Genomic DNA, 13,390 nt, shown 5'->3' on the forward strand with positions numbered 1-13,390 from the left:
AGTTTTAGGGAGCGTCGAAGCGGGACCACATCCAAGTCCCGCGATAAAGCACAGCCGCCGTTGCAGCGGTGCCGAGATAGAGACCCTCGAGCCTGGGCCACGGAGAGAACAAGAGGTCCCAGCCAAGTTGCGCGAACAAGAACGCGAAGAGCAATGCGTACGCCCCGGAACCGCCCTTGACCGCGGCAACCAGGGCCAGCAGAACGAGCAGGACAGGAAGAAGAATTCCGGGAAGCGCAATGATGCCGGTCTCTGCCCAGAGCTGAAAAAGAACCGAGTGCAGATAGAGTCCCCTACCGAAATAGTAGTTCTCTCGGCGCTCGTTGAAATCGACATCCCCGGCACGCAGTTGCCCCAGGAACTCACTCCGAGTCTTGTGACTCACGTCGGGTACCAGGCCCCGGCCCATGAGCGGAGACTCCTTGATGATCACATATGATGCGGCAATTTCCGGGCGTGCCCCCAAGAGCACCCCGCCTTCCACCTGGCTCTGCCCTTCCCATCGATATTGCTGCTCCGCCCCCAACTTTCCACTGGAGGCGAGGTATCCGTAAGTGCTTGCGACGGCAGCAACAAGCGAGATCAAGCCGACGACGACCAGCAGGGTCCTCTTCCAACTGATCCTTGCTTCACGTCGCCCGGCCAGCATTGCCACCACGCCGGCCAAGCAGACGATCAGAAATTCTGAGCGGAACCCCAGAAAAAGACTCACCAGTGCCACGGAGATCACCAAGAGAGTGGCGATGGCACGCTTCCGCCGAGCAAGAAGCGCAAAGGCGGCAAGGACAGCCACCAGGCTGACCACAGGGCCGTATCCGTATTTCCATGCATCGGCGGTGGGGTGGATTCTCAGCCAAATAAAGATGTTCAATGTCAGTCCGGCGACGAACGCGACAACGTACACGCGGACGACAGCGGGCCTGCACTGGAGAGCCCACATTGCACCGCAGAGACTCACAAGAACGGCAAGCGGGCGGGACAGGACAAGGACCATGTCATGAGCCGAGTCGCCCACCGCGGCTTCGGTGAAAGTTGCACCGAGTAGCCAGACAAGCAGGATAAGAAGGTTCCAGCGTGCCATTTTCCAGCGCCACGCAGCGGCGAGGGCGACAGGTGCCATCACCAGCACAACGGCGTGCCCGACGGTTACACCGGCCTGCTGGTAAGGCCCCCATGCATTGCCCAGGCCGATAGCCGCTGCCACAATCAGGGAGCTGCTGTCCTTGCGTGACGAGCGCAGCGGCTCCGACTCCTTGAGGAGCACCCTCTGTACCCTTGCACCGCCGTTTCTCGAGCTGGTCAGGGACGACGTCTCCGTGTCATGCATGGGACATGGACCTCCGGAAATTGGGGAGGAAAAGGCAGGTCGTGACGGCGATGACCGATCCGATGACAGGCCCGCTCGCACCGACATGTCGTGTCAGGACGATCGAGAGCGCGAGATTCACCCCAGCCATGACTCCGGCCCTCTTCGCCTGGAACTTGAGCCCGGCGGCGTCGGTCAACCACATGCTGCTCGGGTAGGCAGCGGCCTGGACCAGCAGCAGGGCCGCGAAGGCAGCCATGAGACCGACACCGACCTCGACCTGACCGTGCAGCATCCATGAGGTGACGGCGGGGCCGAAGAGGATCAGCCCCGCGCCGATGACCGCGCCGCCGACTGCGAAGTACACGGTCAAGCGGGTGACATCCCGTGGGGACGGTGCCTCCGGGGTATCACGTTGCCGGGCGAAGATGGCCCACAGGGGAAGACCGGTCGTGCTGGCCAGGGCGACGGCGGGTGCGAACAGGCGCGCACCGGCCGAGTAGGCGGCGACGGCATCAGGGTCGGCCACATGGACGAGGACCAACCGGTCGGTCGCGAAGGCCACGGCCAAGGCGATATTGACGGCTGCCATGGGCGCCGCAAGATGCCAGATGCGTGTGGCGGCGTGCCGCTGACCAAGACTTCGCAGCACCAGGCCGAACAAGGGGATACCGAGCGTGCGCCCGGCCAGCAGCAGGCAGGTCGCGCCCACCAGACACTGCGAAGCGAAGCCCGACGCGATGAAGGCCGTGGGCGGTGCATGCACGGCGCCGGACAGGCAGATGAGCCCCAACGTGAGCACACTGCCCACCGTCTGGACGATCAGCGAAATATGAGTCCGGTTCAGTGCAATCAACACTGAATTTCCCAGGTTCAGCGGAAGACTGCATCCGAACAACGTGAACGCGACCGCGACCGATGCCTCAACAGATGGCTGCGACTCGGAACTGAGCAGCGTGCCCCACAGGCCCAGGCAGGCAGGAACAATGCCCACAAGGGCACTCAGGAGTCCCACGCACGTCAGCGCGCGTGCGCTGGTGATAACCGCGCCCTGCAATTCCCGGTAATGGGCCCCACGTCCCCTCTCCATGGCCCCCATAATCGCTGCGCCTGTCCCGAGATCACTGAGGGGCAACAGAGATGGCAGTGTGGTGACGAGCGCAAAGAAAGCGAATCCTGAAGGGCCGAGAGTATCAACCACTGTCCGGGTCGCGACGAGCGTGGAGATCGCGGCGATGGGAAGGTTCGCCGCTTTGACGCCGAACGAGCGACCAGCCGCACGCAGGTGAGGAGTGAGGACAGCATGGGGCGTGTGCCGGAAGCTGCTCGCCTCAGGCGCTGACCGAGTTCGATCCGACTGAGTTTCCTTCGGTCCGGGCGACGGGATCGATGCCTTCTCCTTTGCGGTGTCGGGCTGTCTCCCCTGGATCACGATGCGGCCGGCCTTACTGAACTATGAGAGTGGAAAACCATGTGCGGACGTCCCTTCATGGAGAAGCGCGTCGACATGCTACGTCACCGTTGTCGAAAGGTGATGTATGTTCACCCGTGCTGAAAGGAAAAGGAATTCGGACGTATGACCGTTTCATCTTGAGGAGTGCGCAGAGTGGGACCGACTTCCGTCGACCGTCATGACTTTCCCGCGACCGGGCTACGCGTGGCTGTCCCCGTGTCGCGGGAACACCCCTCGCACTACGCAGTGAGGGATCTCGTTTCGGAACTTATCAGTCAAGGCGCCGTTGGGAGGCCAATCACGACGCCGCCGCTGATCAGTCGGGCGATCGCCAAGGCCCAGGTCTCACTCCCCCGTCGATGGCGTCGCCGTCAGGAGCCGGTAATTGTTCCCATGATGGGAGCCCGATTCGATCAGCTCTACGCAGCCGGCCTCAAGGGAGATGTCGTGCCCTACTGCTGGGACGTGTGGGAACCGTCCTGGCCCTTGTGGGCCCGCCGGCTGCGGGCACTTCGCCCTCCGGCCGTCTTTGTCACGGCACAGCAGTCGGCCCGATTCCTCGGCGATGCTCTGCCTCAGTCTCAGGTAATCCATCTCCCCGAGGCCACACGGTTGGACCGGCACGATTCCGGTACATGCCTGGCGGCAAGGACGGTCGGTGTCCTGGAGCTCGGACGTCGGCATCCGGTTTGGCACAAGGCGGTGACGGAACCTCTGCGGTGCCGTTCATCCCTTCCCCACTTGTATGAAGCAGGACCAGGCCGACTTGTGTACCCGGATGAGCACGCCCTGCGGCGCGGTCTGTCGCAGGCGATGATCTCCGTCTGCTTCCCCTCATCGCTCACCCACCCGCAGCGATCGGGAACTGTGGAGACGATGACCCAACGCTACCTGGAAAGCATGGCGTCGGGATGTCTCGTTCTCGGACAGGCCCCTCCGGAGCTGGTGTCACTGATGGGATTCAATCCGGTCGTCGAGATCGACTGGCGCGACCCGGTTCAACAAGTGCTGGACATTCTGGCTTCACCGAGCAGATGGCAGCCTGCCGTGGACAGAGCACTGAGCCGACTGCAGGAGGTCGGAGACTGGAGTGTACGGGTCCGCGCAGCCCTGGAGAGAATCCGCATAATCGGACTTCTGTGACGGGCCTTCACCGGGAGCAGTGCCTCGTGTGACACGCAGCTTGGGCGGAAATGAGGCGCGCCATCCGGTTGACTGCGCTATTCTTTCACCGGCTGGCGTGAGGGGAAGCAGGGCTGTTTTTACAAATTTTCCACCTAGCCATATTAGCTTTCAACGCCCTCTGTTAATACGCTGCCAGAAACCCGTCTTGTCCAAATTGCCCCTCGGAGAAAGTCATGCTCAAATCAGCGATCACCGACTATGCAACGCCGGGGTCAATTTCCCACTCGGCTCGCGCACGCCGATGGGCGGAAATGATGCGATGCTTTCCCGAGCTGGCCGAGATGAGGGTACTGGATCTGGGAGGAACACCCGAATCCTGGAACCATGCACCCGTGCTGCCGGCCCAGGTGGTGTGTGTCAATATCCACCCGAAGCACGCCACCATCCATGGGCCGGTGACCGGGTTCGTCGCCGACGCCTGCGATCTGCCGGACACCTTCAGGTCCGAGCACTTCGACCTCGTGTACTCGAACTCACTGATGGAGCACGTAGGGGGCCATGATCGGCGCAAGCGCTTCGCGGACGCCGTGCATGCCAAGGCCGACCATCACTGGGTCCAGACTCCTTATCGTTACTTCCCGGTCGAACCTCACTGGCTTTTCCCCGGAATGCAGTGGTTTCCGTTCCGGACCAGGGTTGCGATCTCCCAGTACTGGCCGCACGGCCCGTCCTCCCACGATAATATCCGGAAGGCCGCAGCGGACGTTGCCGACGTGGAGTTGCTCTCCGCGACAGAGATGCGCTCCTATTTCCCCGGCTCACAGATCTGGTTCGAACGTTTCGCTGGGCTTCCTAAGTCCCTGGTGGCAAGAAAAATGAATTAATGAACCGTAGCGAGCACACTTCGAGATGAAAGAATTGATCGCCAGCCAACCAGCCTCCGTTCCCGGCACGCTGAAGACCATCCTCATCACCGTGCCGACGACAGGTGGACGGCCCGTGCGTCCTCTGCTCTACGAGCTCGTCGACCAGGCGCGCGCCGCAGAGAGCGCCGGTGGCCGCACCGTTTCGGTCGTCCTGCTCGACAACTCGGCGGCTGGCTCGGAGTCGGCCCGCATGGGTGCAGCGGCCTGTGGAGTCGAGTACGTTCGGGTACCGGCTCCCGGTTTCTCCCAGGTCCGCAATGCGGCAATGGATGCGGCCGGACAGTACGACGCACTGGTCTTCATCGATGACGACGAACGGCCGGCCCCCGGATGGCTCTGCGCGCTGGTGACCAGTGCCGAGGCCAACACCGCCGACGTTGTCGTGGGCCCTGTCGTGGTCCGCCTGCCTCCCAACGCGCCTCGCTGGCTCGACGGAGGCCGGCTGATTCGCCAGGTACGGTCCCAGGAAGACGGGCCGTTGGAAGGGTTCGCCGCATCCGGCAACACCTTGGTGCGCATGTCTACGGTCCGCCGAATGGGCCTGCGCTTCAACTCCGCGTTCGACGTGACCGGCGGCGAGGACTCGGTCTTCTTTCACGAGCTGACCAAATGCGGAGCAAGGGTCTTCTTCACCCGCGCAGCACTTGTTTTTGAAATCCAAGACCAGGACAGGATGACCCTGCAGGGGCTCGTCCGCCGATCCTACGGCAGGGGACGTACCTCAGCCGTCGTGGAGTCCAAGATCATGGATATTCCGATGCACACTCGCGTGATTCGGAGAGCGGGTAAATTCACTCGGGCGCTCTACTGGATCCTTTCCGGTACGGTACTCTGGCGCCCGATCGACTGCGTGCGGGGCATGCTGGACATTGCCTTCGTATGCGGCTGGATCACGACGCTCGTCGCTGCTTTGCCCCGCACCGCGATCAGCCGCTGGAAGTGAGAGGAAAGCGTGCCTCAAGCAACCCGGCCACACCTTCCGTGAATCGGGCACTCATCCCCTCCACTGTGTACCTGTCGGCATCCGACGCGCAGCCTCCCTTGAGCCGGGTCATCAGCCTGGGGCTGGACAGGGTCTTCACCACTGCTTCCGCATACTCCTCCGGCCCGCCCTCAACCACCAGGGAGTTACGGCCGTGGTCCAGGTACTCGGCGGACTCCGGGCTGCGATAGGCCCAGGCGGCCGTCATCACTGGGGTGCGCAGTGCGAACGAATCGACCGCGCAGAGTCCAACCATCCCAGGCATGAGCATGAGCTGCGACGCGGCGCCCAGCAACGCGCGCCGCTCGTCGTGGACGGGCCCCAGGTACACCACGCCCTCTCCGCGCGCAGCCGACGCCTCGATCAATGACCGGCACTCGCCGTCACCCGCGACGAGAAGCTTGAACTCGGGCATTCGCTTGACGATGTGAGCCACGGCTTCCAAGAGAAACGGAATCCGTTTGGTCGTATGAAAGCGCCCGAGGTAGAGCCCAGTACGTCCGGGTACCAGCCCATGCCGGGAGGAGAACTCGGCGACCTGCTCATCCGTGACCCGCTTCCGGGCCTCCGCCAGAGCTGTGGTGTCCGTGGCATTCCGCACCACAGTGATGCGATCGCGCGGAAATCCCTGTGCAGCTACGTGGTCCGCGCCTCCCGCCGTATAGGCGAAGAACCATTTCGCCTGCCGGGTCAGGACACGCTTCGCTGTCTGCAGCAGAGGTCCCACTTCCTTGTCGCAAGTCCGGCCGTTGCCCCACATTGCCACGGCAGGGCCGGATCCGCCCCGTGCCTGCCGCCACACCTCCCTGGCGAGCAAGGGGAACGTCTCCAGATTGTGGAGAGCCTGTTCTACGACCACCACGTCCGACCTACGGGGAAGATCTCCGAGCCGCCTCACATGAACCGGGAACCCGGCGATCCGCCAGGAGTGCTGGACCAGCCGGACGGCGCATTCCAACTCGGCACTTCCCCGATCGCGGTCCTCACCCGCGTCCGGAGGCGGCGAACTGTGTGCGACAACCAACTCCGCTCCCAGTTGCTTGTGGAGATCAGCTGCGAGTCTGCGGAAGAACGGCACTCGATAGTGCGAAAGATACGGTTGCACAATGGTGATTCTCCGCTGATGCACAATCTCACCTCTTCTGCTGGACGGCAGGCTCGCTGCCATTAATGCACCCTCATATGCACGCTCAGAACAGATTGTTCAAATACCAGCCGTAGGTGCGCTTCAGTCCTTCATCGAACCCGATGCGATGATGCCAACCGGCCTTGTGCAGCCGAGTGACATCCAGCAGTTTTCTCGGCATCCCGTCCGGCTTCGCAGGGTCGAACAGCAGTCTTCCTTCGTAGCCCACCAGACTGCGGATATGCTCGGCCAGGTCTCGGATCGAGATGTCCTCTCCTGTTCCGACGTTGAGAAATTGCCTGTCCTTATAGCTGCGGAGCAGCCAAACAGCAGCATCGGCCAAGTCGTCCACATACAGGAACTCACGCCGGCTCGATCCAGTGCCCCAAATGGTGACGTCGGGAGAGCCTGCTCCCTTTGCCTGGTGGATCCTGCGCAGCAGAGCGGGGATCACATGGGACGTCTCGGGATCGAAGTTGTCGCCTTCCCCATAGACGTTGGTCGGCATACAGGAGATGAAGTTCATCCCGTACTGGGTGTGGATGTACTCGCACAGTTTCATCCCGGCGATCTTGGCGTAGGCGTAAGCCTCGTTGGTGGGTTCCGGCTTTCCCTCCATGAGGTACTCCTCCCGCATCGGCTGCGGGCACGCGCGGGGGTAGATACAGGAGCTGCCCAGGAACAGGAACGTCTCCACGCCCGCGTCCTTGGCCGACCAGATGAGGTTGTTCTGAATCTGCAGGTTCTCATGGAGGAACTCGGCGGGATGGCTCATGTTGGCCTTGATGCCGCCGACCCGCGCGGCACTGTCAACGATGTAGCGGGGCCGCTCCGTCATGACGAAGTCCCGTACGGCCCGTTGATCCGTGAGGTCGAGTTCCGCGCGCGTGGCCAAGAGCAGGTTCTCGCATCCCTCGGCGCGCAGCCGCCGGACGATCGCCGCGCCAACCATGCCGGTGTGCCCTGCCACATAGATCTTTGCTCGCCGCTCCATCACGCTTGTCCTCTCGACCCTCCTCAGCCGCTCAGCAGGCCACACAGCGTTGTCAGCTCTTCCTCGGTCATCTCGGGGTTGTTGCCGAAGTAGAAGCCGTTCGTGTGGACGATCCGCGCGTTCGGCTGCTCGGACGTGTCCTGGACGTACTTCCGGTAGAACGGCTGCTGAGGAACGTCGCCGGCGATCACGGGGCGGATCTCCACGCCCGCCGCCTCGAACTCGGCACGGTACTTCTCGCCCAGCTCCGCGGACCTGCAGACGACCGGCATGGCGAAGTTGGACACGGAGTCCATGTGTGCCAGGTCGTACTGGTGGAAGTCGTCGTTGCCGGCCATCGCCGCACAGAAGCGGTCGAAGTTGGCCGCGCGCGCGTCCACGATCTCGTCCCAGTGGCGGATCTGCTGGTTGCCGATGAACCCATTGATCTCGGTGGGCCGGAAGTTGAAGGCGAGATCATGGAACGTGTACCTGGCGTAGAAGTCGTCCACTCCGGCCTCGGCCCGCAGTCTCCGCTGTGTTGCCGTCGGCAGATTGCGGTCCCAGCCGTGTGCGCGGGAGATGACCAGGTGCTCGTACAACTCCTTGTCGTCGGTGCACACCATCCCGCCCTCGATGGTCGACAGATGGTGACCTACGAAGAAGGAGAACGTCGAGGCGACGCCGAAATTGCCGAGCAAGGTGCGATTTGCTTTCGAGCCGAGCGCCTCACAGTTGTCCTCGATCAGGAGGACGCCGCGCTCCTCGCACATGCGCTTCAGTTCCGGAAGGTCGTCGCAGAACCCCACGACGTTCGTCAGGAACAGCGCCTGGCATCGGGAGATGTGCGCCTCGAAGGTCCTGGGGGAGACGTTCAAGGTGTCCAACTCGCAGTCGATCGCGACCGGTTCCAGCCCGAGTTGAATCAGCGGCATGACGTTGGTCGGCCAAGTGAGGGCGGAGAAGCCGACACGCACCCCCCGCTGGACCCTCCCCTGGTTCAACAGGGCCTGGATCAGCAGCAGGTTGGCCGCGCTTCCGTTCGTGACGAAGACGGCATGTGCCCGCTCCTGCTTCTCGGCGAACGCCATCTCGAACGCGCGGCACTGCTCGCTCATGCTGAGCACGTCCTGGTTGAGGACGAAGTCGGCCAGGGCGCGCTTGGTCTCGGCTTCGTGGTAGAAGCTGGACTTGATCAGTTTGATCATGGTGACCACCTTTGCGGGAGGGGATGGCCTCTCCAGCCACCCGAACGGGTCAGCGCCGAGCGAGTGGGTGAGTGGGAGGGGGGACGACAGGCGCCGTGACTTCGCCCTTCCCCAGGAGTGCCTGGAGTTCCGCGTCGATCATCAGGCCGGCCAACTCGGGTGTGTGCACCCTCGCCTGCCAGCCGAGAACCCGTGCGGCCTTCGACGTGTCCCCCATCAGGTCGTCGACCTCGGTGGGGCGCAGGTACCTCTCGTCGAAGCGCACGTGGTCGCGCCAGTCGAGGCCCACATGGGTGAAGCAGTGCTCGACGAAGTCCCGCACGCTGTAACTGGTGCCGGTGGCGATCACGTAGTCGTCCGGGCTGTCCTGCTGCAGCATCAGCCACATGGCCTCGACGTACTCCGCCGCGTATCCCCAGTCACGGCGCGCATCCAGGTTGCCGAGGTACAGGTTGTCCTGGAGCCCGGCTTTGATTCGGGCCGCCGCCATGGCCACCTTGCGGGTGACGAACGTGGGCCCCCGACGCGGCGACTCGTGGTTGAAGAGGATGCCGTTGACCGCGTAGAGCCCGTATGCCTCACGGTAGTTGCGTGTGATCCAGTACGCGTAGACCTTCGCCACTCCGTACGGGGAGCGCGGATGGAACGGGGTCCCTTCGTGCTGCGGCGGAGGCGACGCGCCGAACATCTCGGAACTGGACGCCTGGTAGAAGCGACAGGGCAGGCCGGTGTTCCGAATGGCCTCCAGCAGTCGCGTGGCGCCCAGCGCGGTCGTGTCCCCAGTGAACAAAGGCTCGTCGAAGGAGACGCGCACATGCGACTGGGCGGCCAGGTGGTACACCTCGTCGGGCTGTACGCGCTCGAGGAGACCGGCGACCCTGCTGCCGTCCGTGAGATCGCCGTAGTGCAGGAACAGCCGGGCTTCCGGATCGTGCGGATCCTGGTAGAGATGGTCGATGCGACAGGTGGTGAACGTAGAAGCACGCCGAACGATCCCGTGGACGGTGTAACCCTTCTCCAGGAGTAGTTCGGCGAGGTAAGAGCCGTCCTGGCCGGTGATTCCGGTGATGAGTGCCGTTTTTACTGTCACACGTACTCCTTGTGGCAAAGAGTTCTGGTCAACGAGCATGCGGTGTCAAACGCACCCACAGATGCCAGCCCATTAATTTTCCGCTGCCCAGTCCGTGAAGAGGCAGCGGTGGGGCGTGCAGGAAGTGCTTCTCGGTGTGCCGGACATCGAAATACGGGAAGTCACGCCGGACGCGCCGTACGTCGTAGACCTGCGAATATGGGTTGTGCGGGCCGTCGGTGTTGCGGTGGATGAATTTCGACATGCGCAGATATCGCATGAGCCCGGTCTTGCGCGCGTTGTCCAAGTGCGCGCCAAGGAGTTCCCCGGTTCGGAGAGCGCGCCCAGCCGCTCCAGGGAGTGGGCTGCCAGAAGCGCGGCCCGCCGCAGCAGCCCGATCGAGACGAGGTAGTTGAGCGACCAGCGGGCGTACAGCATGACCACCAGCTCCCCGCCGGGCTTCAGGACGCGGTGGATCTCCTTCTGGGCCCGCTGGATGTCGGGGACGTGATGGAGGACCCCGTGGCTGAAGACGACGTCGAAGGACTCGTCCGGGAGGGGCAGGTCGAGGACACTCGCCTGGTGGAGACCCTCGAAGGGCAGTTCTCGCAGGGCCAGGCGCATCCCTGTCCGCCGGACCGCCGTCTCCGTCAGGTCCACTCCGGTCCACCGGGCGCCGCGCCGGATCAGCTGCTCCGCCTCGGCTCCCTGACCGAGACCGATCTCCAGTACGTGACGCCCTCGGAGGTCCAAGCCGTCCAGGCATCGGGGAATGTGGGGTTCCAGCCGGTACTTGGCTGTGTCGTACCGGTGGAAGAACGCTTCGTAATCCTGTCTCTCCCTGCCCTCCGGTGCACCCAGGAGCTGATCACCGCACGGATGACTGGACCAGAAACCCTGGATTTCTACTTCCTCCACAGAGCTCCCCAACAGATTAATATATTTTCAATAACAGGGGACCCAGGGGATTCATCCCGGACCCCGTTGTTTTACTCACCGTGCCCAGAGTGACACAGCGGGAAGACGCTTGGGGGAGGCTCAGCGGAGGGTTACCGACCGCTGATTGCACCCGTGACACCCATTGACTTTCGGGCAGCCTACGACGTGTTGCCCTGGACGCCCGGCCTTGTGAATGGTGTCATGCATTCCATTCAGTTTCGTTTGCGCCACCGAAGGGATTCCAAGTACGGTGCGGATTCTTCGTCGGCGTACCCGGATCCGCCGTGTACCGCAGCACCATCCTGTTCCGGTACTCACAGACGCGGGCTGTTCCGCCTCCCCGGGCCGGTGCACGCCGAACTCGTGCCCTCGGGTCCTGGTTCTCCGACACGGTCCGGAGCTCGGCGGAATGGGCAGGGCCGCCGACTTCTTCACGCCGCTCCTCGAGAGCCAGTGCCGCGTTGTAGCCGTCGTCCCCCTGACCGCGGACCGCACCGGGTCGGACAGGTTCGAGGCTTCGTGGACAGCCAAGGCCCGTGCCACGGCGGCGGCCTTGGGACGATGCGCGTTTCTGCTCACAGTGAGGTCACCGGATGCCGTCTACCTGCCGATCTCGCAATGGGGCCTACCCCTCGTCCGGGACGTCCTGGTGATCACGCTCGCCAGAGTCACGGGGTGTACACCGGTACTGCACCTGCACGGCGCGCAGTTGCCGGGCCGGCTGGCCGCAAGCGGGGTACTGCGCAGAGCACTGGCCGGAGCACACTGGATCGTGCTGAGCGACACCGTCGCGACGGAACTGCGCGCCAGCGGGTGCCGCGCACGATCGGTGACCGTGGTCCGCAACCCGGCGCCCGCCGCTGCCACGTCGGGGCGCGTGCCCGCACGCCCCCATGTGCTGCGTATCGGCTGGCTCGGCACGAGGTGCCGGGCCAAGGGCTTCGACCTCCTCTGCGGTGCGGTGGGCCGACTCAAGGACCGTGGCACCGACGTTCAGTTCTCAGCGGCGGGAATGCGTATGGACGTACCTGATGCCCACATGGCATCCGTGGACGAGGACTTCGGCGTCCTCGCCCCCCGGAGTGCCTCGTCCTTCTGGTCCCGGACCGATGTCTTCGTCCTTCCGTCCCGTTGGGTCGAAGGGCTTCCCTTCGTGCTCCTCGAAGCGCTGCAGGCCGGCTGCGCCGTGGCTGCCACGCCGTCTCCGGGAAGCGGCGAACTCTTCAGCCGCGGTTGCGTGGAGCGGATCGAGAGCACCGCGGACTCCGTCGCCGCGTTCCTCGAGCACTGCGTGGCCGACCTGCAGGGCATCCGTCGGCGTCAGCAGAGGGCCTGGGAGGAACTTCGCCCCCTCTACGCACCTCAACGAGTCGAGGAGTCGTTCGTCGGCTTCTGGCGCGACACCAGTTTCTGACCTGCTTCCAGCCGATTGACGAGTTCAGGAGGCGCCATTTGCGTATGCCACGGCCGCACGATGAGGAGGCCGCGACCAAGCGCATCTGCCCGAGTCGGCCCGCGATGGTGTGCGGGCTGCCCGTCCATCCGCTCACTCTGGAGGAGTCGGTGGCGTCCGCCGAGGCGCTGATCGCGGACGGCGGCCCCCACCAGCACGTCGTGTTGAACGCGGCCAAGATCGTCCAGGCTCACGACGACCCGGAACTGGCGCGGATCATCCGCTCGTGCTCACTCGTCAACGCCGACGGCCAGGCCGTCGTCTGGGCGAGTCGTCTCCTCAAGACGCCCGTGCCCGAACGAGTCGCCGGCATCGACTTCATACTGGCGCTGTGGCGGAGCGCCGCACGCAACGGATACCGCGTGTACCTCCTGGGCGCCGAAGCGGCCGTGGTCGAGGAGACGGCGCGTATCGCCACCGGGCAGGGCGTCGAGGTCGTCGGGCACCGGGACGGCTACTGGGACGAGCGCAAGGAGCCCCAGGTGGTGGCGGGCGTCCGCGAAGCCCGTCCGGACATTCTGTTCCTCGCCGTGCCCAGCCCGCGCAAGGAGTACTTCCTCGCGCGCCGGCAGAAGGAGCTGGGTTGTGCCCTGGTGGTCGGTGTCGGCGGATCTTTCGACGTGGTGGCGGGGCTCCGCAGCAGGGCCCCACGGTGGATGCAGCGGACCGGCCTCGAATGGTTCCACCGGATGGCCCAGGAGCCGCGGCGTATGTTCCTGCGCTACGCGGTGGGCAACACCCGATTCGTCGCCCTCACCGCCGTCCACTGGGCGCGGCTGCGAACCGGCCGCAGCCGCGACGCGTAGGGCCGACGGCACGTACCGGCATCG

At 64.1% G+C, this 13,390-nt stretch carries 11 protein-coding genes and 1 pseudogene; 4 read left to right on the top strand and 8 right to left on the bottom strand.

The genetic code is table 11. The features are described 5' to 3' along the window. Positions 1-4: 4 nt before the first annotated feature. Complete coding sequence (locus AAFF41_RS18485) at positions 5-1,264, bottom strand: hypothetical protein (protein ID WP_343324248.1); 1,260 nt, start codon at positions 1,262-1,264, stop codon at positions 5-7. A 55-nt stretch (positions 1,265-1,319) separates the two neighbouring features. Next, on the bottom strand, positions 1,320-2,396 hold the full coding sequence (locus AAFF41_RS18490) for a lipopolysaccharide biosynthesis protein (protein ID WP_319744452.1): 1,077 nt from the start codon (positions 2,394-2,396) through the stop codon (positions 1,320-1,322). Between the two features lie 1,721 nt (positions 2,397-4,117). Here AAFF41_RS18490 and AAFF41_RS18495 point away from each other — a divergent pair. Continuing rightward, the gene (locus AAFF41_RS18495; protein ID WP_343324249.1) at positions 4,118-4,768 is read left to right on the top strand and encodes a methyltransferase domain-containing protein; all 651 of its coding nucleotides are present in this window, start codon (positions 4,118-4,120) and stop codon (positions 4,766-4,768) included. Between the two features lie 25 nt (positions 4,769-4,793). Further along, a complete protein-coding gene (locus AAFF41_RS18500) occupies positions 4,794-5,753 on the top strand; it encodes a glycosyltransferase family 2 protein (RefSeq protein ID WP_343324250.1) in 960 nt (319 codons plus the stop codon). Here AAFF41_RS18500 and AAFF41_RS18505 read toward each other — a convergent pair. From AAFF41_RS18505 to AAFF41_RS18530, 6 genes and pseudogenes are all read right to left on the bottom strand, one after another. Next, positions 5,737-6,654, bottom strand: a complete 918-nt coding sequence (locus AAFF41_RS18505) for a glycosyltransferase family 4 protein (RefSeq protein WP_343324251.1) — start codon at positions 6,652-6,654, stop codon at positions 5,737-5,739. The genes AAFF41_RS18500 and AAFF41_RS18505 overlap by 17 nt on opposite strands. Positions 6,655-6,982: 328 nt before the next feature. Continuing rightward, on the bottom strand, positions 6,983-7,912 hold the full coding sequence (locus AAFF41_RS18510) for a GDP-L-fucose synthase family protein (protein WP_319744461.1): 930 nt from the start codon (positions 7,910-7,912) through the stop codon (positions 6,983-6,985). A gap of 23 nt (positions 7,913-7,935) precedes the next feature. Continuing rightward, a complete protein-coding gene (locus AAFF41_RS18515) occupies positions 7,936-9,099 on the bottom strand; it encodes a DegT/DnrJ/EryC1/StrS family aminotransferase (protein WP_343324252.1) in 1,164 nt (387 codons plus the stop codon). A 49-nt stretch (positions 9,100-9,148) separates the two neighbouring features. Further along, positions 9,149-10,189: a GDP-mannose 4,6-dehydratase gene (gene gmd, locus AAFF41_RS18520; protein ID WP_319744465.1), complete on the bottom strand. Its 1,041-nt coding sequence runs from the start codon at positions 10,187-10,189 to the stop codon at positions 9,149-9,151. A 28-nt stretch (positions 10,190-10,217) separates the two neighbouring features. Further along, on the bottom strand, positions 10,218-10,433 hold the full coding sequence (locus tag AAFF41_RS18525) for a hypothetical protein (protein ID WP_343326498.1): 216 nt from the start codon (positions 10,431-10,433) through the stop codon (positions 10,218-10,220). Between the two features lie 212 nt (positions 10,434-10,645). Continuing rightward, a pseudogene (locus tag AAFF41_RS18530) lies at positions 10,646-11,086 on the bottom strand (class I SAM-dependent methyltransferase); the annotation flags it as partial. A gap of 601 nt (positions 11,087-11,687) precedes the next feature. Here AAFF41_RS18530 and AAFF41_RS18535 point away from each other — a divergent pair. Further along, positions 11,688-12,521, top strand: a complete 834-nt coding sequence (locus AAFF41_RS18535; protein ID WP_319744469.1) for a glycosyltransferase family 4 protein — start codon at positions 11,688-11,690, stop codon at positions 12,519-12,521. A 44-nt stretch (positions 12,522-12,565) separates the two neighbouring features. Then, a complete protein-coding gene (locus AAFF41_RS18540; protein WP_319744471.1) occupies positions 12,566-13,366 on the top strand; it encodes a WecB/TagA/CpsF family glycosyltransferase in 801 nt (266 codons plus the stop codon). The last annotated feature ends 24 nt before the right edge of the window (positions 13,367-13,390 follow it).

Origin of the sequence: Streptomyces mirabilis (assembly GCF_039503195.1) — a bacterium.
GTDB lineage: Bacteria > Actinomycetota > Actinomycetes > Streptomycetales > Streptomycetaceae > Streptomyces > Streptomyces mirabilis_D.

Coding starts and splice junctions, on each gene's coding strand:
- AAFF41_RS18490 (WP_319744452.1), bottom strand. CDS start 2,396: ATGGAGAGGGGACGTGGGGCCCATTACCGGGAATTGCAGGGCGCGGTT.
- AAFF41_RS18495 (WP_343324249.1), top strand. CDS start 4,118: ATGCTCAAATCAGCGATCACCGACTATGCAACGCCGGGGTCAATTTCC.
- AAFF41_RS18500 (WP_343324250.1), top strand. CDS start 4,794: ATGAAAGAATTGATCGCCAGCCAACCAGCCTCCGTTCCCGGCACGCTG.
- AAFF41_RS18510 (WP_319744461.1), bottom strand. CDS start 7,912: ATGGAGCGGCGAGCAAAGATCTATGTGGCAGGGCACACCGGCATGGTT.
- AAFF41_RS18515 (WP_343324252.1), bottom strand. CDS start 9,099: ATGATCAAACTGATCAAGTCCAGCTTCTACCACGAAGCCGAGACCAAG.
- AAFF41_RS18525 (WP_343326498.1), bottom strand. CDS start 10,433: ATGTCGAAATTCATCCACCGCAACACCGACGGCCCGCACAACCCATAT.
- AAFF41_RS18540 (WP_319744471.1), top strand. CDS start 12,566: ATGCCACGGCCGCACGATGAGGAGGCCGCGACCAAGCGCATCTGCCCG.